Source organism: Salinisphaera sp. S4-8 (genome assembly GCF_040361235.1).
Taxonomy (GTDB): domain Bacteria; phylum Pseudomonadota; class Gammaproteobacteria; order Nevskiales; family Salinisphaeraceae; genus Salinisphaera.
Genome location: NZ_APNF01000004.1, coordinates 25,055 through 49,847 on the forward strand (window position 1 = coordinate 25,055; position 24,793 = coordinate 49,847).

Genomic DNA, 24,793 nt, shown 5'->3' on the forward strand with positions numbered 1-24,793 from the left:
GACTCATGGCGGAATCTAACGGCGATTACAATTCCAGCAGTATCAAGGTACTCAAGGGCCTTGAGGCAGTTCGTAAACGCCCTGGCATGTATATCGGTGATACCGACGACGGTACCGGTTTGCATCATATGGTCTTCGAGGTCGTAGACAATGCGATCGACGAAGCCTTGGCCGGTTATTGCAACGAAATTCAGGTCATCATCCATCGCGACCAGAGCATTACCGTCACCGATGATGGTCGCGGGATTCCGGTCGATATGCACGAGGGCGAGGGCAAGCCCGCGGCAGAAGTGATCATGACCGTGCTGCATGCCGGCGGGAAGTTCGATGCCAATTCGTACAAGGTATCGGGCGGCCTGCATGGCGTGGGTGTATCCGTGGTCAACGCCCTTTCCGATCGTCTCGAACTGGATATTCATCGCGATGGTCAGCGTTATCGCCAGACGTACTCCATGGGCGAGCCATTGGACGAGTTGACCGCAACGGAGAAAACCAACCGTACCGGCACCTCTATCCATTTCCATCCCAGTGCCGATGTATTCGCCAATATCGCGTACAGCTACGACATTCTTGCCAAGCGGCTCCGTGAGCTGTCGTTTCTGAACTCCGGCGTGCGTATTCGGCTGCGGGAAGAGGCCAGCGAGCGCGATGTCGTGTTCGAGTATGAAGGCGGTATTCGTGCCTTCGTCGAGAACTTGAACGAGAACAAGACACAGTTGCACGAAACCGTGTGCTATTTCACGGCCGAACGCGACGATATCGTCGTCGAGGTCGCCATGCAGTGGAACGACTCCTATCAGGAGAGCGTGTTCTGCTATACCAACAATATCCCGCAGCGTGATGGCGGTACCCATCTGGCGGGTTTTCGTGGCGCGCTTACGCGCACGCTCAATGGCTATATCGAATCCGAAGGCCTGGCCAAGAAGGAAAAGGTCGCGCCGGCGGGGGACGACGCGCGCGAAGGCCTCACGGCGGTTGTCTCGGTCAAGGTTCCGGACCCGAAATTCTCTTCCCAGACCAAGGAAAAGCTGGTCTCTTCCGAAGTGCGGGCCGTGGTCGAATCGACGGTCAATGAGCATCTGAGCGATTTTCTTCTTGAAAATCCGAAGGATGCCAAGGTCATCGCCAGCAAGGTGATCGAAGCCGCGCGCGCCCGCGATGCGGCACGCCGTGCGCGCGACATGACCCGTCGCAAGGGCGCGCTGGATGTGGCCGGTCTGCCCGGCAAACTCGCCGACTGCCAGGAAAAGGATCCCTCGCGTTCCGAACTGTTCCTGGTGGAGGGCGACTCGGCCGGTGGCTCGGCCAAACAAGGGCGCGATCGCCACAATCAGGCCATTCTGCCGCTCAAGGGCAAGATTCTGAACGTCGAGAAAGCACGCTTCGACAAGATGCTGTCGTCGGTCGAGGTCGGTACCTTGATCACCGCGTTGGGCTGCGGTATTGGTCGCGACGAGTTCGATCCGGCCAAGCTGCGTTATCACCGCATCATCATCATGACCGACGCCGACGTGGACGGCTCGCATATCCGAACGCTGCTGTTGACGTTCTTCTATCGACAGATGTTCGAGTTGATCGAAGCGGGTTATGTCTATATCGCGCAGCCGCCGTTGTACAAGGTGAAAAGCGGCAAGCAGGAGTACTACGTCAAGGACGATAAGGAACTGGGCAACTATCTGCTGCGTTTGGCGCTGAGCAAGGCCGAGTTACGGGTCGAGGCCGACACGCCGCCGGTTTCCGACGATGCGCTGGCGAGCCTGGCGCATCGCTATATGGGCATGCTCGAGGATATCGACCGGCTGACCCGTCGCTTCGATCCGGCCACCCTCAAGGAAATGACCTATCTTCCCCCGGTCACCCCGGAAACCTTCTCCGATGCGAGTTATATGCAGGATTGGGCGGCCCAGCTACAGAGCCGGCTGGATGCGCGCAACGAAGCGCGTCATCGCTACGAAGTCCAGATCAAGCCCGCCGACGAACAACGCCCGTTGCACCTGCAGGTGACTCGTTATAGCCACGGCATTCCGCATACCTTTGTCTGGCACGAGGATTTCTTCACCGGTGAGGAATACCAGCGCATGGCGAAACTCGGTAACGAGTTGCTCGCGCTGATGGGCGACGGCGCACAGGTCAGCCGTGGCGAGCGTTCCGAGGCGGTCGAGACCTTCGAACAGGCGTATGAGTGGTTGTTGGCCGAGGCCAAGCGCGGTCAGCACGTTCAGCGCTACAAGGGCCTGGGCGAGATGAACCCGGACCAGCTTTGGGAAACCACGATGGATCCGAATACGCGGCGCCTGATGCAGGTCAAGATCGACGACGCGGTTGGTGCCGATCAGATATTTACCACGCTCATGGGCGATCACGTCGAACCACGGCGCGAATTCATCGAGCGCAATGCGCTGATGGTGTCCAATCTGGATATCTAGCCTTGGACAAGGCCGGGCCTCTCGGCCGTGGGCGAAGAAAAAGGCGGCTTGCTAGCCGCCTTTTTTATGTCGGCGGGCAGGGTCCTGGGCAATGATGGACTCGGCCGCGCTTGCCAGATCGTCGTAGACGGCCACTGTTTCCAGTGCGGGATCCGTCGGGTCGACCGGCTTGCCGGTCCGTACCAACATCGGTGTCGCACCCGCGGCACGTGCGGCCTCGATATCGGACGCGCTGTCGCCCACGAAGGGCGTGTCGGTCAGCGAGCGGCCAAAGCGCTTGCCGATATCGTCGAGCAGGCCGGTCGCCGGCTTGCGGCAGTGGCAGTTGTCGTCGGGTCCGTGGGGACAGAAGAAGATGCCGTCCAGATGGGTGCCGATATCGGCCAGCATTCGGGTCATCTTGTCGTGGATGGCAAACAGCGTGTCGTAATCGAACAGGCCTCGGGCCAACCCGGACTGGTTGCTTGCCACCACGACCCGAAAACCCGCGTTCTTGAGCTTGAGGATAGCCTCAAGGCTGCCAGGGATCGGGCGCCACTCGGCCGGCGACTTGATGTAATCGTCGCTGTCCTCGTTGATGACGCCGTCGCGATCGAGAATGATGAGTTTCATGCTGCCCAGCCGGACCGTGTGTCGGGTCTTTCAGTCTAATCGCTGTGTTCGAGCGATAGGCAGGAAATATCTGCGACCTGCCGGCAGAGCCGATCCAGCGCGCCCAGCAATGCAAGCCGGTTACGGCGTAGCGTCTCGTCCTCGGCCATGACCATGACCTGGTCGAAAAAGCCGTCCAGCGGCCGAGCCAGCGCGGATAGCGCACGCAACGCCCCGGCCGGATCGTTCGCGGCCATCGACTCGGCGACCGCTTCGCGTTGTGTGCGGTAGGCTTCGGCGAGCTCGCGTTCGGCCGACTCCTGGAGGGTGTTGCTGTCGAAGCGACGGTCGTCGGCTTCATCGGCGTTGCGGCGCAGAATGTTACGAATACGCTTGTGCGCGCCGCATACGATCTGCGCGTCGGCATCGCGGCCGAAGTCATCAACCGCGCGGATACGCCGATCAAAATCCACCAGATCGGTCAGCCCGAGGTCGGCCACAGCGTCGAAGCGATCGCCGGCGATGCCTTGATCGGCATAGTAGCCGCGCAAACGTTCCATGTGGAACATCCACAAGGCATCGAGCGTATCGGGGTCGGCATCGACCGGCTGGCTGGCCAGCGCCGCCCCCAGTTCTGCGCGCAGATCGAGAACGAGGCCGGCCTCGATGACCGTACGCAGCACGCCAAGGGCGGCACGACGCAGGCCGAATGGGTCCTTGTCGCCACTCGGGCGCCGACCGATGGCGAAAATGCCGCTAAGCGTGTCGAGTCGGTCGGCCAGGGCGAGTGCGCGCCCAGCAGGCGTCGCGGCGATATCTGCGCCGGCACGCGCGGGCGCATACTGTTCGGCAATCGCATCCGCCACGGCAGCGGGCTCGCCGTCTTCGCGGGCGTAGTAATAGCCCATCAGGCCCTGCAGATCGGGGAACTCGCCCACCATCTCAGTGAGCAGATCCGTCTTGGCCAGAACCGCTGCACGTTCGATGATGTCGGATTTCGCGCCCGTGGGTTCGACCAGACGCTTGCCGAGTGCTGCAATACGCGCGCTCTTGTCGGCCAGCGAACCCAGCGACTGCTGAAAGGTCACACGGGCCAGCCCGTCGACATGATGCGCCAGGCCCTGGCCACGGTCCTGATCCCAGAAGAACAGTGCATCGGACAGGCGCGGTCGGACCACGCGTTCGTTACCCGCGATTACCTGGGCCACATCGCGGCTTTCGATATTCGCGACGGTAATAAAACCGGCCAGCAGTTCGTGCGCGTCGTTCTCGATCGGGAAATAGCGTTGGTGTTCCTGCAACGTCGAAATCAAGACCTCGCGCGGCAGCACCAGAAAGCGCTCGTCGAAGCGACCGGCAATACCCACCGGCCATTCCACCAGCGCGGTCACTTCTTCGACCAGTGCATCGTCGATCAACGCGTGCCCGCCAAAGTCGGCCGCGACCTGTTCGACCTGTTCGACGATGCGCTGCTTGCGCGCATCCGGGTCGACTACGACCTGAGCGGTATATAGGGCCTGGGCATAGTCGTCGGCCTGGGTCAGCTCGACCGGCCCCGGGTGGTGAAAACGATGGCCGTACGTCTGACGACCGGCACCGTGCCCGAAAACCTGCAGCGGCAGAATATCTGCGCCGTGCAGCGCCGTGACCCAGTGCACAGGGCGTACGAATGCGGCCTCGCTGTTGCCCCAGCGCATGAGCTTGGGAATGGGCAGGCGTTTGAGCGCCTGGTCGACCGCAGGCTGCACGAGCGTCGCGATCGGCTGGCCCGGTTCGGTGGCTCGGTAGACCAGTCGCTCGCCCTTGTCGCTATCCTGGGTTTCCAGCGCGTCCACCGTGGTGCCTAGCGAGCGGGCAAAACCCTCGGCTGCCTTGGTCGGCTTACCGGCGTCGTCGTAGGCGATGGCCAGCGTTGGTCCCGCCTTTTCGACTGCACTGGGTTCGGTGGCTGCGGCGACATCGGCAATCGCGACCGCCAGGCGTCGCGGCGTGGCAAAACGCGTGCTCGCGCCAAGCGCGAGTCCGGCTTGCGACAGGGCATCGGTGACACCCTGCGCAAACGCATCGGCGAGGCTGCGCATCGCCTTGGGCGGCAGTTCTTCGACGCCGATTTCGATGAGTAGCGTAGCGGTCATGCAGCCTCGTCGTCGTTCTTGAGCAGCGGAAAACCAAGCGCCTCGCGCGCGGCGTAATAGGCCTGGGCACAGGCGCGGGCAAGCGTGCGTACACGCAGGATGTAACCCTGGCGCTCGGTCACCGATATGGCGTGACGTGCGTCCAGCAGGTTGAAGGTGTGCGAGCACTCGAGCATGCGTTCGTAGGCCGGCAGGGCCAGTTCGGCAGCGACCAGGCGCTGGCACTCGGCCTCAAGGGCATCGAAATGCGTGAACAGCGCGGCGACATCGGCCTGTTCGAAGTTGTAGCGCGACTGTTCGACTTCGTTCTGGTGAAACACATCGCCGTAATAGAGCGTGCCGGCTGCCGAGTCCGACCAGACCAGATCGTAGACGCTCTCCACGTTCTGGATATACATGGCGATACGCTCCAGCCCGTAGGTGATCTCGCCCGATACCGGCCGACAATCCAGACCGCCGGCCTGCTGGAAATAGGTGAACTGGGTGATCTCCATGCCGTTGAGCCAGATTTCCCAGCCCAGCCCCCAGGCGCCAAGTGTCGGCGACTCCCAGTTGTCTTCCACGAAGCGTACGTCGTGAATCGACATATCCAGGCCGAGCGCTTCCAGCGACTGCAGATAGAGCGACTGGATATTGTCCGGTGACGGCTTGAGCAGTACCTGAAACTGATAGTAATGCTGCAGGCGGTTCGGGTTGTCGCCGTAGCGGCCGTCGGTCGGCCGGCGCGAGGGCTGTACGTAGGCCGCGCGCCACGGCTCCGGGCCGATCGCGCGTAAAAACGTCGCCGGATGGAAGGTGCCGGCACCGACGGGCATATCCAAGGGCTGCACGATGGCACACCCCTGCTCGGCCCAGAACTGCTGCAGCCTAAAGATGAGCTGTTGGAAATCCATGCAAACTGTCCTGTGTTCGAGCGCGGAGTATAACGAAACAGGCCAGCCACCGGGTCTTGCGCGCCACCGCCCAATCAAAGTGCATAGATCTTCAATTGCACTATTTAGGTGCGGTATGCGTCCTGTTTTAGTGCGATGAGCGCCGCAGTGACCCGAAAACAGGCAAAGATGACGTGGCACGGATTCTGCCTTTATAGTGGCTATCCTCGTTGCTCTGCACCAGACAGTTCAACCGGGTTCTACATACAAGGAGTCATCAATGGCGAGTAGCGAAGCGCTCAAGCTGATCAAGGAAACCGAGGCGAAGTTCGTTGACTTCCGCTTCTGCGATACGCGCGGTAAGGAACAGCACGTCACCATGCCGGCGCATGTGGTCGACGAAGAGTTCATGGAAGAAGGCAAGATGTTCGACGGCTCGTCAATCGACGGCTGGAAGGGCATCAACGAGTCCGACATGGTGCTCATGCCTGATGACAGCACCGCCGTGCTGGATCCGTTCTTCGAAGAACCCACGGTCATCATCCGCTGCGACGTACTCGAACCCAACACCATGATGGGTTACGAGCGCGATCCGCGTACCGTCGCCAAGCGTGCCGAGGCCTATCTGGCTTCGACCGGTATCGCGGATACCGCCTACTTTGGCCCGGAAGCCGAATTCTTCGTGTTCGATTCGGTCACCTGGCAGAACGAAATGAAGGGCGCCGGTTTCGCCATCGACTCCGAAGAAGGCTACTGGAACAGCGCCAAGCAGTATCCGGAAGGCAACATGGGTCATCGCCCCGGCATCAAGGGCGGTTATTTCCCGGTTCCCCCGGTGGACAGTCATCAGGACATGCGCTCGGCCATGTGTCTGGCCATGGAAGAAATGGGCCTGACCGTGGAAGTGCATCACCACGAAGTGGGCACCGCCGGTCAGGGCGAGATCGGCATGCTGTTCAATACGCTGGTCAAGAAAGCCGACGAAACGCTGATCTACAAGTACTGCGTGCACAACGTGGCCCACAGCTTCGGCCGCACGGCGACGTTCATGCCCAAGCCGCTGGTCGGCGATAACGGTTCCGGCATGCATGTGCATCAGTCGCTGTCCAAGGACGGCAAGAACATCTTCTCGGGTGAAGAATACGGCGGCCTGTCCGAGGAAGCGCTGTACTACATCGGCGGCATCATCAAGCACGCCAAGGCGATCAACGCCTTTGCCAATGCCTCGACCAACAGCTACAAGCGTCTGGTCAAAGGCTTTGAAGCGCCGGTACTGCTGGCTTATTCGGCCCGTAACCGTTCGGCTTCGATCCGTATTCCGTGGGTATCCAGCCCGAAGGCACGTCGTATCGAAGTGCGTTTCCCGGATCCGACCGCCAACCCCTATCTCGCCTTCGCGGTGATGATGATGGCCGGTCTCGACGGCATCCAGAACAAGATCCATCCGGGCGAAGCCATGGACAAGGATCTCTACGACCTGCCGCCGGAAGAGGAAAAAGCGATCCCGACCGTCGCCCAGTCGCTGGAAGAAGCGCTGCAGGCGCTTTCCGACGACCGCGACTTCCTCAAGAAGGGCGACGTGTTCACCGACGACCTGATCGACGGTTATATCGAACTCAAGATGGAAGAAGTGCTGCGCATGAAGATGAGCACGCATCCGGCCGAGTTCGACATGTACTACTCCTGCTAAGGCAGGACCCCCGCTTCAGGGGAGGCCGGGGCTTGCGTGCATAGCCGCGCGACGCCTCTGGCCGGCAGGGCGCGTCCGTTTATCGGATGCGCCCTTTTTTATGGCCGCGCTTCGCGCTAGATTGAACCCATGAAAATCTTTCTTACGCCGTTATTGTTTCTGTTTGCCGCCGTGGGTAGTGCACAGGCCGATGTCTATACCTGGGTGGATGCTCAGGGCGTGCGCCATTACAGCGACAGTGCGGCAGGACCCGGGGCCAAGCGTGCCAACCTGCCCGGCTTGCAGTCAGTCGATGGTAATCCCGATGCGCTCCAGCAGCTTCAGGCCGCCTCGGATCGAGCACGCGCGAAGAAACAGACCGCAGGCTCGCGCATGCCCGAGCTGATCAGCCCCGAGCCGGAACAGACCTTTCGCGATGCGCGCGGTATCGTGCCGGTGTCGGTAAGCATCAACGGCACCGGTGAGCTGCGCGATGGCGAGCAGATCACCTACTATCTTGATGGCAGCCCGATCCCGCAGTCGCCCAGCGATGCGACCCAGCTCGAGCTCGGCAACGTCCCGCGTGGCATGCATACGCTCAGCGCCGCCTTGCTCTATCAGGGCACCGAAATCCGGCGTACCGAGCCGGTGACCTTCTACATGAAACCGCCCTCGGCGATTTCACCGGTCAACAATAATCAGAACACGGATGGCGATGCCGGCGAGCCCTCCGGCACCACAACGGCCGCGCCATCGGCCGGCAATGTCGGCGGCGCGCCCGGCACGCCCAAGCTCAATGCCACCCCGAGCGCCCCGCCACCGAGCTGAAGTGGCCCGCACGGGCGAGTATGGGGGCAAGCGCCTCTCGATTAGGTACAAAGTTCAGCATGACGCGTGCGCATCAGAGTCCCTGTGCTTCGCACCGTCTGTCTTTCGCGTTATTCGCGTGTTTTGACGTTCATGTGTGCCCAAGCTGCCTGCTTGAGAAGAGCCAACTGAGTTTCATATATACGCAAGCACGGCCTTGCCGAACGTACGGCTGAAAGCGGCATCGCCGCACGAGTGAAGACCGTGCATGGCCCGTCGATCGGCGGCGATAAAAGTCACGACCCGTTTTACCGCGTTGTGCACTATGCTGGTGCATAGACGTCGCCGGGCCTGTGCGTGTACGCGCGCCCGGCACTGGCCCGAGTCTTGCTTTTAGCTGCCTCATGAGTTCACGCGACAGTATCGGCGTTCGCCCCGACACCATTCTCGACAACCTCAAAACCGCGGTGGTGTGTCTGGATTCGCGCCTGCGGGTGACGTATCTGAATACGGCCAGCGAAATGCTGTTTGGTGTGTCGGCACGTCATTGCGGCAGCGAGCCGTTCGATCGGGCGCTGCCCTATCTGGCCGACCATCGTGAAAAACTCGAATCGGCCCTGATGGAAGGCGCGGCGTTCACCGAGCGCGAACTGTATCTGCGCGCCGGCGGCGGCGATCCGCTGACCGTCGACTGCACGGTGACCCCGTTTACCGACCGCAACGGCGCGGCGGCCCTGCTGCTGGAGTTTCTCTCGCTCGATCGTCAGTTGCGTATTTCGCGCGACGATCAGATGCGGGTTCAGAATCTGGCCAACCGCGAAATGATTCGCGGCCTCGCCCACGAGATCAAGAACCCGCTCGGCGGTTTGCGCGGGGCAGCCCAGCTGCTCGAGCGCGAAATCGACGACGAGGAGCTCAAGGAATTCACCACGGTCATCATCCGTGAAGCCGATCGGCTGCAGAACCTCGTCGATGGTCTGCTCGGCCCGCGGCGACCACCCAACAAGCAGCCGCTCAATATCCACGAGCCGCTCGAGCATGTGCGGGCATTGATCAATTCCGATCTGCCGCCGGATATTACCCTCAAGCGCGATTTCGACCCCAGCATTCCCGAAATCAAGGCCGATCGCGAGCAGCTCATTCAGACGTTTTTCAATCTGGTCGGCAATGCGGTCACCGCGCTCGAAGGCAGCGGCGACATCGTACTGCGTACACGCACCCAGCGTCTGTTCACCATCGGCGGCACCCAGCATCGGCTGGTCGTGCGCGTGGATGTCATCGACAACGGCCCGGGTATTGCCCGCGAGCTATTGCCGCGCATTTTTCATCCGATGGTCAGTTCGCGTGCCGAAGGTACCGGCATGGGGTTGCCGATCGCGCAATATCTCATTCATCTGCATCACGGGCTCATCGAATGCGAAAGCCGCCCGGGTCAGACCGTATTCAGCGTAATCCTGCCCCTGGAGGCCAGTGATGACTAGGCGAGTTTTCCTGTCCATGCGACCGCCTGCCGTGTATACGGCAGCGCCCATTACGGCCACCACGGCGAGCCTGCGATGAGTATTGCCAACACCGGCACACTGACGGCCTGGATCGTCGACGACGATGAATCCATTCGCTGGGTGCTCGAACGCGCCCTCAAGAGTGCCGATATCGATGTACGCAGTTTTCCCGGCGGCGCGGAACTGCTCGATGCCATCGAGGAAAACACCCCCGACGTATTGCTCACCGATATCCGTATGCCGGGTATTTCCGGCCTGGATCTGCTCGATCGTGTCCGCGCGATCAAGCCCGATCTGCCGATCATCATCATGACCGCGCATTCCGATCTGGACAGCGCGGTATCGGCCTATCGCGGCGGTGCGTTCGAATACCTGCCCAAGCCGTTCGATCTGGATGAAGCCGTCGAGCTGGTCACGCGCGCGGCGCGCCTGGCCCGTGAAGACGAACCCGAAAGCGAAGCCGCCAAACCGCAGGCCTCGATCATCATTGGCGAAGCGCCGGCGATGCAGGAGGTGTTTCGTGCGATCGGGCGCCTGTCGGCATCGAATATCACGGTGCTGATCACCGGCGAATCGGGGACCGGCAAGGAACTGGTCGCCCATGCCCTGCACGAGCACAGCCCGCGCGCGAGTCGGCCGTTCATCGCCGTGAATACGGCCGCGATCCCGAAGGATCTGATGGAGTCCGAGTTCTTCGGCCACGAGAAAGGCGCGTTCACCGGCGCGGCCGCGCAGCGGCGCGGGCGTTTCGAACAGGCCCACGGCGGTACGCTGTTTCTCGACGAAATCGGCGATATGCCGGCCGATCTGCAAACGCGCTTGTTGCGCGTACTCCAGGACGGCCAGTTCTATCGTGTGGGTGGGCACACGCCGGTGTCGGTGGATGTGCGCATTATCGCCGCCACCAACCAGGAACTGGAAAAAGAGGTCCGTAAGGGCCGTTTCCGTGAGGATCTGTTTCACCGGCTCAATGTCATCCGTCTGCGTGTGCCGCCGCTGCGCGAACGCCGTGAGGATATTCCGCTATTGCTGGAATTCTTTCTCGGCCGTGCCGCGCGCGAACTCAATATGGAGCTCAAGACCCTGAGCAAGCAGGCCAGCCAGTTTTTGAGCGCGCTCGACTGGGCCGGCAATGTGCGCCAGCTGGAAAACCTGTGTCGCTGGCTCACGGTAATGGCGCCGGGGCGTGAAGTGGTACTCGAGGACCTGCCCCAGGAATTGCGCGACGGCAGCGCCATGCCGGCCGCCAACGCAGCCACGCCGATGGTGAGCCCCGCGACGGCCGCCGAGCCCGAGCCGGCCATGCCATCGACGGATACCCCACCGGCCGCGGCCAGCGTCGAGGCCCTAGCGACGGCCACCGGCTGGGACGATCAGCTTGCCCAGTGGGCCGAAGCCCGTCTGGCCGAGGGCGCCGACCATCTGCTCGATGAAGCCATCCCCAGCCTCGAACGGGTGATGATTCGTGCAGCATTGGCGCGCACCGATGGTCATCGCCAGGAAGCCGCACGGCTGCTCGGCTGGGGGCGCAATACCCTCACCCGCAAGATCAAGGAGCTGGGCATGGAGTCCGAAACGGCCTGATCGCGGGCGCTGACCGCGCGACCGCGCTGGCGGCGCGCGGGTTTCACGTGAATCGTGGCGGGTACTGCGATCGATCTCCGGTCCGTAGCACTTTGCGGCTCAGCCATCACTGTTAAGCTCGACGACCGCCAAACACCCTGCGCTCAAGGTCATGTCGAAGCTTAAAACCATGCAGGAACGCCCGCCGCTCGGCTATCGCGCGTCTACCTGTCGGCGCGCCGCATCGGAATGTATGCGATGTGTCTGATCGCCTTTGCCTGGCAAGCCCATGCCGAATTCGATCTGATCGTGGCCGCTAACCGCGATGAATTTCATGCCCGGCCAACCGAGCCCGCGCACTGGTGGCAGCAACCGGTCGACGTATTCGGCGGGCGCGACCTGCAGGCCGGTGGGGCCTGGTGCGCGGCCGATCGCCAGGGACGGTTTGCCGCGGTGACCAATGTGCGCGAGCCGACGCGTGAAGGCCCGGCCCGCTCGCGTGGTTTGCTGGTACGCGATTATTTCGCCGCTCGGCGCGATGCGGGCGAATGGGCGGCGCACGTGCATGAAACCGGCGCCGAATACGGGCCGTTCAATCTGCTGGTTGGCGATCGCGAACAGCTTTGGTTCGTCTCCAACCGCGGGCCGGTGCGCAAGTTGTCACTACGCCCCGGCGTGCATGCCATCTCCAACGGCAGCTGGGGCGATCACTGGCCCAAGACCGAAGCCGCGCAAGCCCGGCTGCGTACGCGTATCGAAGCCGGCGATCTTCAGGCCGAGTCGTTGTTCACCCTGCTGGCCGATACCGATACGGCGCCGCGTGATGCCCTGCCGGATACCGGCATCGACACGGAGCGTGAACATTTTCTCTCCCCGCTTTTCATTCGCAGCGGACACTACGGCACGCGTGCATCGACCGTGATCAAACGCGGCTACGACGGCGCGGTGGCTTTCCACGAACGCGGTTTCGATGCCGATGCGCAGCCGACGCATACGATCGACGAACACTGGCGCAGCTTTTGAGAATCTTGTAGTCATGACCCAATCACAACCATCCGGTGAACGCGACATACGACCCTACGGCAGCTGGCCATCGGCGATTACCGCCGATAATGTCGCCGCCGCCGGGCGCAAGCTCAGCGATGTCTGTATCGATCGCGCCCGTGCAACGCCCGGGCCCTACTGGATTGAAAGCCGCCCGGAAGAAGCCGGGCGCAATACGATCATGGCGCTGGAGGCCCAGGGCGCGGCCGTCTCGCTGCTCGACGCGCCGCTGAGCGCGCGTAGCGCGGTACACGAATACGGCGGCGCGGCGTTTACCGTGCATGACGGCACACTCTGGTTCGTCAACGCGGCCGATCAGGTCATTTATCGTCGCGCTGTCGATGGCACGATCACGCCGGTCAGTGCGCCGGATGACGCCGCGCGTTTTGCCGATCTGCAGTACGATCCGCACCATGCCCGGCTGTTCGTGGTGGCCGAAACACCGCGCGCCGATGCCGAGCCGAAAGCCACCATCGAAACCATCGCCGCCGACGGCACCCGCCAGGTCGTTGCCGAAGGCCACGATTTCTATGCCAGCCCGCGGCTGGCCCCGGATGGCAAGCGACTGGTCTGGCTTGCCTGGAATCATCCCGATATGCCCTGGGATGCCAGCGAACTCTGGCAGGCCGACATCGCGGCCGATGGCTGTCTCGGCTCTCCCCACCGTCTGTGGGCGCCGGCCGATGCGTCGTTGTTCGGCCCACGGTTCGATCGCCGCGGGCGGCTGCATATCGTCTGCGACGAAAACGAATGGTGGAATATCTATCGTGAACGTCGCGATACGACCGGCTTCGAAGCACTGACCCACGAACGCGCCGAATTCGGTGTGCCGCAATGGGTGTTCGGCCAGAGTACCTATGCCTTTACCGACGATGGCCGGCTAATTGCGCTCGCCAGCGCGGCGGGCGTCTGGCGTATCGGCGAAGTCGATCGAGACAGTGGTGAGTTCAGGCCCTGGCCGCTGGCCTGGGATTTCTACGAACAGATCCAGGCGCTGGGTGATGACATCGTGGTGGTGGCCGCCAATGCCCGGACGCCCAAGCAGCTCGTGGCTATCGATCGCGAGGCCGCTGCGCGGGTTGTGCGTGCGACCGACGGCCTGCCTGCCGATGCGGCGCTTGCCATGCCGGAGCCGGTGAGCTGGCCCACTGCCGATGGCGATAACGCGCACGGGCTCTACTATGCGCCCACCAGCCATAGCTGCCGGGCGCCCGCGAACGAGCGCCCGCCGCTGATTCTCAAATGCCACGGCGGGCCGACCGGGGCGACCAGCACGGCACTGGATGCCCGTATTCAGTACTGGACCTCGCGCGGCTATGCGGTGCTCGATGTGAACTATCGCGGCAGTACCGGCTACGGGCGCAGCTATCGCCAGAAACTCACCGGGGCCTGGGGCGTGGCCGATGTCGCCGACTGCGGATACGGCGCCCGGTATCTGGCCGAACGCGGGCTGGTCGACGGCCAGCGTGTACTCATATCCGGCAGCAGCGCAGGGGGTTATACCGTGCTGTGCGTACTCACGTTCACCGATATCGCGGCCGCCGGCGCGAGCTATTACGGCATCGGCGATCTGCGCCGGTTAATGGCCTCGACGCACAAGTTCGAGTCGCGCTATCTGCACCGGCTCATCGGCGCCGACGATGCGCTGCTCACCCAGCGCTCGCCGCTGGCCCATGCCGAGCAGCTGCGTTGTCCGGTGCTGTTCCTGCAGGGGCTCAAGGACAAGGTGGTGCCGCCCGACCAGGCCGAAACCATGGCTGCGGCATTGCGCGATCGTGGGGTGCCGGTGGCCTATGTCGTGTTTGCCGAAGAGCGCCACGGTTTTCGCGATGCGGCCAACATCCGCACCGCGATCGAATCCGAGCGGGCGTTTTATACGCGCGTACTCGGTATCGCCGGCGTTGGCGACTGTATGCAGCTGGCGATCGACAATTTCGAAGCCGCGCCCCCGGCCGATTAACAGCCCGGCATCGCGAGTTGCGTCAGCGACGTACTAGGACGAACGCATGGGCCGTGATGTTGTTGGCGTGGCCCGTCAGGCGTTTGCGGTAACCTAGTTGGCAAGGGCTACAGGGTTCGGCAGGGCAAGCGTGGGCAATGGCCCTGCTGGGACAAGCGAATTTTCGGGTGGGTATTCGAGTATCGTGATCGGGCGCTATCGCAGAGTCTTGAAACGGCGGCATCTGCCGCTGGTGTTGGTGATCGCGCTCGCCGGTGTGCTCGTACGCCCGGCCGCGGCCGACACGGTCAATATCCGTATCGACGGCATCGACGACCCCTTGCTTGCCAACGTACGCAATTCGTTGTCGGTGGCCGCCGAGCACGAAGCGCCCTGGTCGGCCGGCAAGATTCGCCGCCTGTATCGGCTGGCGCCCAACGAGATCAAGAGCGCGCTTGCGCCGTACGGGTATTACAACCCGAGCATCAAGCAGACGCTCAAGGAGCCGGCGGACGACAGCGATACCTGGCAGGTGCGTTTTCGTATCGACCACGGGCCGCAGACAACCGTAACCGCGCTCAATCTTGCCGTACGCGGGCCGGGTGACGAACTGCCTGAAATCCGCGAAGCGTTGCGCGCGACCAACCTGGCCACGGGCAAGCGCCTGATCCATTCGCAGTACACCGCGACCAAGAATGCGCTGTATACCGCGGCCTATGATGCGGGTTATCTCGATGCGCGTTTCAGCCAGTCGGCGATTCGGGTACGCCCGGACGACAATACCGCCGCGATCGATCTGGTACTCGATACCGGCGAGCGCTACTACTTTGGCGATGTGACCTTCGACCAGGACGTGCTCAACGACAACTTCGTGCAACGTTTTGTGCCGTTCAAGGCGGGCGAGCCGTTCAATGCCGATCGGTTGGTGGATTTGCAGCTGATCCTCTCGGATACCGATTATTTCAACAAGATCGCGATCCAGGCCCAGCGCGGCGAGGCCGAACGCCAGGCCCCCATCGAAGACTGGCTGTTCGATATTCTCTACCCGCCGGACGACCCGTTGATCAGTATTGGCCGCCTGGAAGTACCGGTTATGGTCAACGCCGAGGCCAGCAAACCCCAGAGCTACGAAATCTCCGGTGGTTACGGGACCGATACCGGCCCGCGGGTGGGTTTCGGCGTGAAGTTCCGGCACCTGAACAAGCGCGGGCATCAGTTTCGTAGCGACCTGCGCCTGTCGGCGGTGCAGCAGGCGCTGCAAGCCTCCTACGATATTCCCATCGCCAATGTCGCCAGCGACAAGCTCAGCTTTACCGCCAATGTCTCCAACGAGGATTTCGGCGATATCACCTCGATCAACTACGGTATCGGCGCGGTACGCGATACCGCCTGGTCGCTCGGGCGCAAGCGGGCCTATATCAATCTCGAGCGCGAAACCTACGATCTGGGCGACGACGTGGGCGACCGGACCGCCACGCTGCTGTATCCGGGCTATACCATTACGTTGCAGAAAGCCGATGACCTGCTCAGTACGCGCAAGGGTGTGAGTGCATCGCTGGATGTACATGGCGGCAGCGAATCGCTGGCCTCGAGTGTGGATTTTTTCCAGGCCAAGGTGAGCGGCAATGCGGTACTGCCGCTGACCGCGAAATCACGGCTGTTGCTGCGTAGCCAGTTCGGTGCGATCGAAGTCGACGATTTCGAGGAACTGCCGCCCTCGCAGCGGTTTTTCACCGGCGGCGATCGGACCGTGCGTGGCTACGGCTATCAGCAGATCAGCCCGGAAAACGCCGATGGCGACAATATCGGCGGGCGCTATCTGGTGGTGGGCAGCATCGAAGCCGATTACAAGGTCTACAAGGACTACGGCATCGCGGCCTTCTTCGACGCCGGTGACGTGGCCAATACCACGAGCTTCGATCTCAAGCGCGGCGTGGGCATCGGCTTTCGCTGGGCTTCGCCGGTCGGCCAGATTCGGCTCGATCTGGCGCATCCGCTGGACGATCCGGACAGCGATTTTCGTATCCACTTCAGTCTTGGCCCCGATCTGTGAGCGAACGCGACGACGCCCCCAACGCCCAGCCTGAGCACAACCAGGCACCGACGGCGCCAGACAAACCGGCCCCCAAAAAACGTTCGCGCGCCTGGCGTATCGTCAAATGGACGCTGTTCGTATTGTTGGTGGTGGTACTCGTGCTGGTGGGTCTGATCGCCTGGGTCGCGACCACGCGCAGCGGTCTGGACTTCGCCTGGGGCCAGATCGGCCCGCGCCTGCCCGAGGGTATTGAAGTCGCCAGCGTCGAAGGCCGGTTGATCGGCCCGCTGGAAGTACGAGGGGTGAACGTCGAAACCGAGACCATGAAGCTCTCGGTCGATGCCGTCGATCTCGACTGGGTGGCCAGCGAACTGTTCTCGGCCACTGTGCATGTACGCAATCTGGGCGTGCGCGGCGTGGATTACGAAGTCACGAAAGTGGTGGACACGCCCGAGCCCGAACAGCCATCCGAGCCTTTCAGCCTGCCGGATGCGATCGATCTGCCGGTGACGGTGCAAATCGATAACGTTGCCCTCGACAATATTTCGGCGATCACCGCCCCCGAGGCCGAGGCGTTCGTGGTCGATACTGCGCGCCTGAAAAACGCGCGTCTCGACGATGAATACTGGCGTATCGAATCGTTGACCGGCCACGGGCCGATGTTCGATGTCGATGCCCAGGCCCAGCTTGACCCGCGTGGCGGTTATGCCACCAATCTATCGCTCAATGCAGACCTGCGCCTGCCCGATCTGGCTCCGATTAGCGCCGATGCCGAGATCGAGGGCGATCTGGCCGATCTCGGCCTGCGTGCACGCGTAGCCGCGCCCTATAACCTTGCCGTCGATGGCCAGGTCACCGATGCGCTGGACAAGCCCGCCGTCGATGCGACGCTCAAGCTCGACAATACGCGCCTGCAGGCGATCCGCGCGGATCTGCCCGCGGCCGGCTTCACGGCGACGATCGGCGCCAAGGGGCCGATCGATGCGCTGGCGGTCGCTATCGATGTCGATGCGGATAGCGCCGAGTATGGGCGCGCGGCGCTGGCGGGCGCGTTGCGCTATACCGGCGATACGGTCGTTGTCGAACGACTGAACCTGTCCAGCCCGGACATGCCCGGCACGCTCGACGCCAAGGGCCAGGTGGCGTTGGCCCAAGGCAATGCCATGGATCTATCGGTCGACTGGGCCGATCTGCAATGGCCACTGTCCGGCACGCCGGCCTACCGTTCGCAAAATGGCACGGTGCGCCTGACCGGCCAGATCAGCGACTATCAACTGGCCACGAATCTCGCCTGGCAGGTGGTGGGCCAGACCGCCGGCAAGCTCAGCCTCGACGGCCACGGCAGTATGCAGGCCTTCGAGCTGGCCAAGCTCGCTATTACCGGCGGGCCCGGCGATATCAAGGGCAATGCCGCGATTCGCTGGGCGCCGGCGCTGGATGTAACGGCGCATCTGGACGGCGAACATATCAATCCGGGCGCGGTTGTCGCCGACGTACCGGGCGATTTCAATCTCGTGGCCGATATCCGCGCCAAACAGGACGGCGAGCGGGTCATCGCGAATATCGATACCCTCACCGCCCGCGGCAGGCTACGTGGCCAACCGCTACGTCTGGATGCCAAGGCCGAGTATCTGGGCGATCACGTCTTGGTGGATCGTTTCGATCTGGTCTCCGGGGCGACCGACGCCAAGATCAGTGGCCGCTTCGGCTGGACGCCCGATGCTGCGCTCGACGGGCGCTGGACGATCGATTCCAGCGACCTGTCCACGGCCTGGCCGACGCTGGCCGGCCGCTTGAAAAGCCGCGGCACGGTCAAGGGTCGGGTGGCTGCGCCCGATGTCGATGCCACGCTCACTGCGCGCAATATCGCCTTCGACGACAATCGCGTTGCCCGTGCCGATCTGAATGCGAAGGTCGACTGGTCGGGCAACAGCCGTTCCAATGTGGTGCTCGATATCGCCGGTGTGAAGGCTGCCGGCCAGACGATCGATAGCGTGGCGCTGCGCATGAACGGCACGCCCAAAGCGCATTCGATCAGCGCGAACGTGGATTCCGAAATCGCCACCGCCGACATCGGCCTCGACGGCGCGCTCGACAAGAACCACATGGACTGGCGTTATTCGCTCAAGCAGCTCAAGGCCGCCTACGGTGAACTCGCGCCCTGGACGTTGACCACCACCGCACGTGGTTCGGTTTCGGCGCGCCGCCAGTCGATCGACAATGCCTGTCTGACCTCGGGTGAGGCGCGCGTATGTCTGCGCGGTCAACACGACGACAAGGCCAGTGTCGCGCATGTCGAACTATCGGATTTTGCCTACGACTATGCGCGCATCTATTTCCCCGAGGGCCTGGATATCGACGGCACGGTATCCGGCACCATCGATGCGCGATTGCCGACCGGCGGTGATCCGGATGTGGATGCGCGTCTGAATACCAGTGCCGGCAGCGTGTCCATGACCCAGGCCGACGAAAGCGTGGTGCGGATCGTGGATATGCAGCCGGGCACGATTACCCTGCGCATGCAGCGTTCGGCCCTGGACGGGGCCATCGATCTGCCGCTCGGGCGCACCGGCGCGATCAAGGCCGATGTTGCGGTCGCCCCGGGCGCGGCGCCACTGACCGAGCGTGCGCTCAGCGGTTCGCTGAACCTGGATATTCAACGTCTGGCGGTGATCGAGAAACTCTCGCCGGAAGTCGACGAGTTCGACGGCACGATCGCCGGCCAGCTCGATCTGGGCGGCACGATCGCGCGCCCGACCGTGCGCGGTGATATTGCCTTGAATGCGTCACGGTTGGTGCTGGTCACACCCGGGTTGGTGCTCACCGATGTGCGTCTGGCGGCGACCGGGCGCGGCGATGCCATCGATATCGATGCGAGCGCGAAATCCGGAGGCGGTACGCTATCCGCCAATGGTGCGATCGCCCTCAACGACGACGGCCAGGATGTGGATCTGGCGATTCGCGGCGAGCGTTTTCAGGTCGTCAATATTCCCGATGCCACGGCCTATGTCAGCCCTGATCTGCAGGTGGCGGTTACCCCCACACGGGTCGACGTGCGCGGACGTGTGAATGTGCCCCAGGCCGCCATCACGCCGCGCGATCTACCGGCGTCGGGGGTGACCACGGTGTCCGGCGATCAGGTGATCGTGAGCGACGACGATTCCACCCCGGCTGCCGAGGCGATCAGCCGGGCCATTCATGCCGATGTGCAGGTCGTGCTGGGCGACAAGGTCCGTATCGAAGGTTTCGGGTTGAAGGCCAAGCTCACCGGCGATCTGCGCGTGGTTCAGCAGCCCGGCGATGTCACCACCGGTACCGGCGAGATCCAGATCGTCGATGGCGCCTATCGGGCGTATGGCCAGAACCTCGATATCCAGGAAGGCCGGATTCTGTTTGCCGGCGGGCCGGTCAGCGAGCCGGGCCTGGATATCCGTGCGGCACGTTACCCGGCCGAAGACATCACGGTCGGCGTGCAGGTGCGCGGCAATATCGACAAACCACGGCTGACGCTGTTTTCCGAACCCGCCATGAGCCAGTCCGAACAATTGTCGTGGCTGCTGCTCGGCCGGCCGCTCAACGGGGCGAACAGCCAGCAGTCCAGCCTGGTCGCACGCGCGGCACTGGCGCTGGGTAACAACCGCGCCAATCAGACGCTGGAAAACGTGGGCGATCGACTGGGCCTGGACGAAATCGGTATCGGCGCCGGTGCCGGCGAGTCCAGCGACAATGCCGCCTTTACCGTTGGCAAGTATCTGTCGCCCAAGCTGTATGTCAGCTACGGCATCGGTCTGTTCAACCCGGTATCGACCCTGTCGCTACGCTACACACTGAACTCGCACTGGCGCCTGGAAACCCAGTCCAGCAGTGTGGCCACCGGCGGCGATCTGATCTATTCGATCGATCGGTAGGTGAGCGATATATTCAAAAACCGCGGGCAATATCAGCTGTATTCCGTGCGCAGATCGACGCAGATTCACGCAGATGAAAAACCTGCGTGTGCGACCGGCGGTAGCCACAGCAGGCGCCGGTCGAATCCGGCAATCGGGGTCGTCAGACCGTGTCTTGATCTGCACCGATCTGCAGAGAAACCACCGCTCATTGCCTGCCTGGCGATTTGAAGCCGTGTGCGGAGGCGTGATCGGTGGATACCGCCTCGAGGAACGTACCCGACACCTTCAAAAACGCGCGCGTAGCAGTTCACACGGCGCGCCAAATGTCTTGAAGCGTTATCCGCAAATCCACGCGGGCAGAAACCTAGCGCAGAGCCGCTGACCCGTGCCGACGCTGTGAGCGCAGGCGAACCCGGATCCTTCAGGAAGGCCCGTATTGATCTGCGCGGATCTGCGTCGATCTGCGGACAAAATACGAGCGTTGTTCCAACGCGGAGCGCAACGGTGCTCGGCTTGAAATCACGTGATCTGCGGACGCTGCCTTCAGAGTGCCGCACAAATCGCGTGGTCGATCGGCTCTGTCAGCGTTGGGCGGTCAGGCTGCGGCGCATCCAGTAGATGGCAATACCCAGCCCGGCCGCCACGAGCACGGCGGCGACCAGAATCTGTTCTGCGTCGTGAATATGGGCCAGGGCATGTTCGAGCGCGCCGGCCAGATGCACACCGATGAACGTAACGGTGCCCACCCACAGCACGGTGCCGATGCTGGCCAGCACGAAGAAGCGTAACGGCGAAACACCCAGCGAGCCGAGCAGGAACGGGGTGACGTAGCGCAGCCCGTAGAGAAAGCGAAAACCGATCATTACCGGCGCGCCGTAGCGCTCGAGCAGGCGTTCGATACGGGCGATCTTGGGCTGCCAGCCAGGGCGTCGCTCCAGGGCCGGGCGGCCCATGCGCCGGCCGATATGAAAGCACAGATTATCGCCAATGATGGTGGCGATCGCGGCCGCGATCATGACGCTTTCCAGCGAAAACCAGCCGCGGTGTGCGCCGAACACGCCGAGAAGAATTGCGGTTTCGCCTTCGAACAGGCAGCCGATGGCGACCGCGAACGCGCCGAAATCGGCGATCAGCCCCTGTAGCGTTTCGATCATCGCAGCAAACGCTCGCCCAACCAGCGGCCGATGGTCGCGATCTCGGGCATGCACACCTGATGCTGCATGGGGTATTCCTTCCAGGCCACGTCGTAACCCGCATCGAGCAGATGATCACGGCTGGTCTGGCCGAGCTGTACCGGCACCACGGGATCCTGACTGCCGTGGGCCATCAGGATCGGCGTTTGTCGGTTCGCTTGGCTGGCCTCGTCTGCTAGCGTTTCGGCCAGCGGCAGATAGGTCGACAGGCCCATGATGCCGGCCAGGCGATCGGCGTGGCGCACGCCGGTATGCAGCGCGATCGCACCGCCCTGGGAAAAGCCTGCGATCACGATCGACTCGGCCGCGATGCCGCGTTCGGCTTCGCGCGCGATCAATTGTTCGATTTCGCTGGCGCTGTCGCGAATGCCTTCGGCGTCCTGCTTGTCTGCGATCGCCATGCCCTTGATGTCGTACCAGGCGCGCATGGCCATGCCGTTGTTGATGGTCACCGGCCGCGTCTTCGCATTGGGAAACACGAACCGAATACCGTGGTCCGCGCCCAGGCCGAGCTCGTCGACGATGGGTACGAAGTCATTGCCGTCGGCGCCGAGCCCGTGCAGCCAGATCACGCTGGCGCGGGCGCTGGTTTTGGGTTCGATCTCGATACAGTCGAGCATGCTTGATCGCGAAGATGAGCAAACGAGAAGGCGAAGTCTGGCCAGCCACGGCCGTGGGCGCAAGCAATTCTTCGCTTGCGTACGCGCTGGAGCAATGCGCTAGACTCCCAGATCTGTGTTTTATACAAGGATGAGTCCGACGGATTCATCTCATAGCGAGGAGATGCCATGAAAAGTCGTGCCGCCGTGGCCTGGGAAGCAGGCAAGCCGCTGACACTCGAGGAAATTGAAGTCGCGCCGCCGAAAGCCGGCGAAGTACTGGTGCGGATCGTGGCGACCGGGGTCTGCCATACCGACGCATTCACCCTCTCGGGCGCCGACCCGGAAGGGTTCTTTCCGCGCATTCTCGGCCATGAAGGCGGGGGTGTGGTCGAGGAAGTCGGCGAAGGCGTGACCAGCGTATCGCCGGGCGATCACGTGATCCCGCTGTATACCGCCGAATGCGGCGAGTGCAAGTTCTGTAAATCCGGCAAAACCAATCTTTGTGGCGCGGTCCGCGAAACCCAGGGCCAGGGCCTGATGCCGGATGGCACCACCCGCTTTTCCAAGGACGGCACCGAGCTCTATCACTATATGGGCACGTCGACGTTCTCCGAATATACGGTTGTGCCGGAAGTGTCGCTGGCCAAGGTCAACAAGGAAGCGCCGCTGGACAAGGTCTGTCTGCTCGGCTGTGGCGTGACCACTGGTATCGGTGCGGTATTCAATACCGCCAAGGTGGAAGAAGGGTCGACCGTGGCCGTATTCGGTCTTGGTGCGATCGGGCTGTCGGTGATTCAGGGCGCGCGGATGGCCAATGCCAGCCGTATCATCGCCATCGATATCAACCCGTCGAAGTTCGATTTCGCCAAGCAGCTGGGCGCGACCGAGTGCGTGAACCCGAAGGACTATGACGATCCGATCCAGCAGGTGATCATCGAACTCACCGATGGCGGCGTGGATTATTCCTTCGAGTGCATCGGTAACGTCAACATCATGCGCGCAGCGCTGGAATGTGCCCACAAGGGCTGGGGCGAATCCACCATCATTGGCGTCGCCGGCGCGGGCGAAGAGATTTCTACCCGTCCGTTCCAGCTGGTGACCGGCCGTGTGTGGCGCGGGTCCGCCTTCGGTGGCGTGAAGGGCCGCACCCAGCTGCCGGATTACGTCAACCGCTACATGAACGGCGAGATCAATATCGACGACTTCGTCACCCATGATCTGCCGTTCGAAAAGATCAACGAAGCATTCGACCTGTTGCATGAAGGCAAGGCCATTCGTTCGGTGCTGCACTTCTAGATTCGGTGCATGAAACGGCGTCGCCGTGGTGTCGCACATGACATCACGGCGATGTCGTGCACACTGGAACGACTGACTCGATTTGCGCGGAGCCCATGATGGAAAAGATTGACGAACACCGATCGTTCGGCGGCGTACAACGTCGCTATACCCACGCCTCGAAGGTCTGCAATTGCGATATGACCTTTGCGCTGTATCTGCCGCCGCTGGCCGATACCCGTCGCGTGCCGGTGGTCTACTGGCTGTCGGGGCTGACCTGTACCGATGAAAACTTCGTCACCAAGGCCGGCGCCCAGCGCGTGGCCGCAGAGCTGGGCATTGCCATCGTGGCACCCGACACCAGCCCCCGTGGCGAGGATGTGCCCGACGAGGACAGCTACGACATGGGCAAGGGCGCCGGCTTCTATGTGAATGCCACCGAGCAGCCCTGGGCACGGCACTATCAGATGTACGACTACGTGGTCAGCGAGCTGCCCGGTCTGCTTGCCGACGAGTTCGGCACCACGCTGGATCTGTCGCGCGAGGCAATCTGCGGCCATTCCATGGGCGGCCACGGCGCGTTGGTGATCGGGTTGCGCAATATCGATCGATTCGCTGCCATCTCGGCGTTCTCGCCGATCTGTGCGCCCAGTGAGGTGCCCTGGGGCCACAAGGCGTTTTCGAAATATATCGGCGACGACAAGCAGGACTGGCATGCCTACGATGCCACCTACCTGCTGGCCAATGCCGACAACCCCGAAGCGCTGCCGCCGATTCGTATCGAGCAGGGGCTGGCGGACAATTTCCTCGAAGAACAGCTGCACCCGCATCGTATCGAGCAGGCAGCGGACGAGGTGGGTGCCGATGTCACGGTGCATCGCCGCGAAGGCTACGACCACAGCTATTTCTTCATCGCCAGCTTCATCGAAGATCATCTACGGTTCCTGGCCGAGCATATGGGCGCGTCAAACTAGTAAAGCGCAGGGTCTATTCCCCCGGTCATGGGGGCGTGGCGGCGGTGTCGTACGAAAGGCTGGTAGTGCTGGCCGGGCTCGTATGAAACGTCAACAGGCCCTAGACTAGGCGCTCAGTTCACGGTGGCGAGCGGATGATGAAGGCGCTTTCGACTGCATTGGTGGGGCTATTCGTAACGCTCGCGCTGGCGGGTTGTGGCCAGACCGGGCCGTTGTATCTGCCGGGCGATGCGCCCGAGTCGCAGACCGACGGGCCCTTCGGTATGGACGACGACA

The 24,793-nt window shown here is 62.5% G+C and carries 16 protein-coding genes and 1 pseudogene; 12 read left to right on the plus strand and 5 right to left on the minus strand.

Annotated elements, in window-relative coordinates:
• The first annotated feature begins 5 nt into the window (after nucleotides 1-5).
• The gene (gene gyrB / locus S4A8_RS07000; RefSeq protein ID WP_353180274.1) at nucleotides 6-2,426 is read left to right on the plus strand and encodes a DNA topoisomerase (ATP-hydrolyzing) subunit B; all 2,421 of its coding nucleotides are present in this window, start codon (nucleotides 6-8) and stop codon (nucleotides 2,424-2,426) included.
• 51 nt (nucleotides 2,427-2,477) lie between these two features.
• Here the strand turns inward: gyrB and gmhB are convergent, their stop codons facing one another.
• The 3 genes from gmhB to glyQ are packed head-to-tail and all read right to left on the minus strand — an operon-like array spanning nucleotide 2,478 to nucleotide 6,045.
• Entirely contained in the window at nucleotides 2,478-3,038 is a 561-nt protein-coding gene (gmhB, locus tag S4A8_RS07005; RefSeq protein ID WP_353219597.1) for a D-glycero-beta-D-manno-heptose 1,7-bisphosphate 7-phosphatase, read from the minus strand.
• Between the two features lie 35 nt (nucleotides 3,039-3,073).
• Nucleotides 3,074-5,152 (minus strand): glycine--tRNA ligase subunit beta, encoded by a 2,079-nt coding sequence (gene glyS / locus S4A8_RS07010; protein ID WP_353219598.1) that lies wholly within the window; start codon nucleotides 5,150-5,152, stop codon nucleotides 3,074-3,076.
• Nucleotides 5,149-6,045, minus strand: coding sequence for a glycine--tRNA ligase subunit alpha (gene glyQ / locus S4A8_RS07015; RefSeq protein ID WP_353180269.1), 897 nt, complete (start codon nucleotides 6,043-6,045; stop codon nucleotides 5,149-5,151). Before glyQ ends, glyS begins: the two co-directional genes overlap by 4 nt.
• Nucleotides 6,046-6,304: 259 nt before the next feature.
• Here glyQ and glnA point away from each other — a divergent pair, with 259 nt between their 5' ends.
• The 8 genes from glnA to S4A8_RS07055 all read left to right on the plus strand — a co-directional run bounded on the left by glnA (nucleotide 6,305) and on the right by S4A8_RS07055 (nucleotide 20,491).
• Nucleotides 6,305-7,714, plus strand: coding sequence for a glutamate--ammonia ligase (glnA, locus tag S4A8_RS07020; protein WP_353180267.1), 1,410 nt, complete (start codon nucleotides 6,305-6,307; stop codon nucleotides 7,712-7,714).
• Between the two features lie 129 nt (nucleotides 7,715-7,843).
• Nucleotides 7,844-8,521 (plus strand): DUF4124 domain-containing protein, encoded by a 678-nt coding sequence (locus S4A8_RS07025; protein WP_353219599.1) that lies wholly within the window; start codon nucleotides 7,844-7,846, stop codon nucleotides 8,519-8,521.
• Nucleotides 8,522-8,904: 383 nt separating this feature from the next.
• Nucleotides 8,905-9,981 (plus strand): nitrogen regulation protein NR(II), encoded by a 1,077-nt coding sequence (gene glnL, locus S4A8_RS07030; RefSeq protein ID WP_353180265.1) that lies wholly within the window; start codon nucleotides 8,905-8,907, stop codon nucleotides 9,979-9,981.
• Between the two features lie 75 nt (nucleotides 9,982-10,056).
• Complete coding sequence (ntrC, locus tag S4A8_RS07035; protein ID WP_353219600.1) at nucleotides 10,057-11,586, plus strand: nitrogen regulation protein NR(I); 1,530 nt, start codon at nucleotides 10,057-10,059, stop codon at nucleotides 11,584-11,586.
• Nucleotides 11,587-11,823: 237 nt separating this feature from the next.
• Complete coding sequence (locus S4A8_RS07040) at nucleotides 11,824-12,588, plus strand: NRDE family protein (RefSeq protein WP_353219601.1); 765 nt, start codon at nucleotides 11,824-11,826, stop codon at nucleotides 12,586-12,588.
• Between the two features lie 13 nt (nucleotides 12,589-12,601).
• Nucleotides 12,602-14,569: a S9 family peptidase gene (locus S4A8_RS07045; protein ID WP_353219602.1), complete on the plus strand. Its 1,968-nt coding sequence runs from the start codon at nucleotides 12,602-12,604 to the stop codon at nucleotides 14,567-14,569.
• Between the two features lie 208 nt (nucleotides 14,570-14,777).
• Nucleotides 14,778-16,601: an autotransporter assembly complex protein TamA gene (locus tag S4A8_RS07050; RefSeq protein ID WP_353219603.1), complete on the plus strand. Its 1,824-nt coding sequence runs from the start codon at nucleotides 14,778-14,780 to the stop codon at nucleotides 16,599-16,601.
• A complete protein-coding gene (locus S4A8_RS07055) occupies nucleotides 16,598-20,491 on the plus strand; it encodes a translocation/assembly module TamB domain-containing protein (RefSeq protein ID WP_353219604.1) in 3,894 nt (1,297 codons plus the stop codon). Before S4A8_RS07050 ends, S4A8_RS07055 begins: the two co-directional genes overlap by 4 nt.
• A 563-nt stretch (nucleotides 20,492-21,054) precedes the next feature.
• Here the strand turns inward: S4A8_RS07055 and S4A8_RS07060 are convergent.
• Entirely contained in the window at nucleotides 21,055-21,627 is a 573-nt protein-coding gene (locus S4A8_RS07060; protein WP_353219605.1) for a DedA family protein, read from the minus strand.
• Nucleotides 21,624-22,286 (minus strand): alpha/beta hydrolase, encoded by a 663-nt coding sequence (locus tag S4A8_RS07065; RefSeq protein ID WP_353219606.1) that lies wholly within the window; start codon nucleotides 22,284-22,286, stop codon nucleotides 21,624-21,626. Before S4A8_RS07065 ends, S4A8_RS07060 begins: the two co-directional genes overlap by 4 nt.
• Before the next feature lie 168 nt (nucleotides 22,287-22,454).
• On the opposite strand from S4A8_RS07065, the gene S4A8_RS07070 reads away from it, so the two are divergent.
• The 3 genes and pseudogenes from S4A8_RS07070 to lptM form a co-directional block, all read left to right on the plus strand.
• Nucleotides 22,455-23,564, plus strand: a complete 1,110-nt coding sequence (locus S4A8_RS07070) for an S-(hydroxymethyl)glutathione dehydrogenase/class III alcohol dehydrogenase (RefSeq protein ID WP_353180252.1) — start codon at nucleotides 22,455-22,457, stop codon at nucleotides 23,562-23,564.
• 98 nt (nucleotides 23,565-23,662) lie between these two features.
• Nucleotides 23,663-24,517 (plus strand): S-formylglutathione hydrolase, encoded by an 855-nt coding sequence (gene fghA / locus S4A8_RS07075; RefSeq protein WP_353180311.1) that lies wholly within the window; start codon nucleotides 23,663-23,665, stop codon nucleotides 24,515-24,517.
• Between the two features lie 137 nt (nucleotides 24,518-24,654).
• Nucleotides 24,655-24,762 (plus strand): annotated as a pseudogene (gene lptM, locus S4A8_RS07080) (LPS translocon maturation chaperone LptM); the annotation flags it as partial.
• Nucleotides 24,763-24,793 lie beyond the last annotated feature (31 nt).

Excerpts from the sequence above, each read along its gene's own strand:
- glyS (WP_353219598.1), bottom strand. The coding sequence starts at position 5,152 with ATGACCGCTACGCTACTCATCGAAATCGGCGTCGAAGAACTGCCGCCC.
- S4A8_RS07065 (WP_353219606.1), bottom strand. The coding sequence starts at position 22,286 with ATGCTCGACTGTATCGAGATCGAACCCAAAACCAGCGCCCGCGCCAGC.
- fghA (WP_353180311.1), top strand. The coding sequence starts at position 23,663 with ATGGAAAAGATTGACGAACACCGATCGTTCGGCGGCGTACAACGTCGC.
- S4A8_RS07045 (WP_353219602.1), top strand. The coding sequence starts at position 12,602 with ATGACCCAATCACAACCATCCGGTGAACGCGACATACGACCCTACGGC.
- glnA (WP_353180267.1), top strand. The coding sequence starts at position 6,305 with ATGGCGAGTAGCGAAGCGCTCAAGCTGATCAAGGAAACCGAGGCGAAG.
- gyrB (WP_353180274.1), top strand. The coding sequence starts at position 6 with ATGGCGGAATCTAACGGCGATTACAATTCCAGCAGTATCAAGGTACTC.
- S4A8_RS07070 (WP_353180252.1), top strand. The coding sequence starts at position 22,455 with ATGAAAAGTCGTGCCGCCGTGGCCTGGGAAGCAGGCAAGCCGCTGACA.
- glnL (WP_353180265.1), top strand. The coding sequence starts at position 8,905 with ATGAGTTCACGCGACAGTATCGGCGTTCGCCCCGACACCATTCTCGAC.
- ntrC (WP_353219600.1), top strand. The coding sequence starts at position 10,057 with ATGAGTATTGCCAACACCGGCACACTGACGGCCTGGATCGTCGACGAC.
- gmhB (WP_353219597.1), bottom strand. The coding sequence starts at position 3,038 with ATGAAACTCATCATTCTCGATCGCGACGGCGTCATCAACGAGGACAGC.
- S4A8_RS07040 (WP_353219601.1), top strand. The coding sequence starts at position 11,824 with ATGTGTCTGATCGCCTTTGCCTGGCAAGCCCATGCCGAATTCGATCTG.
- glyQ (WP_353180269.1), bottom strand. The coding sequence starts at position 6,045 with ATGGATTTCCAACAGCTCATCTTTAGGCTGCAGCAGTTCTGGGCCGAG.
- S4A8_RS07025 (WP_353219599.1), top strand. The coding sequence starts at position 7,844 with ATGAAAATCTTTCTTACGCCGTTATTGTTTCTGTTTGCCGCCGTGGGT.
- S4A8_RS07060 (WP_353219605.1), bottom strand. The coding sequence starts at position 21,627 with ATGATCGAAACGCTACAGGGGCTGATCGCCGATTTCGGCGCGTTCGCG.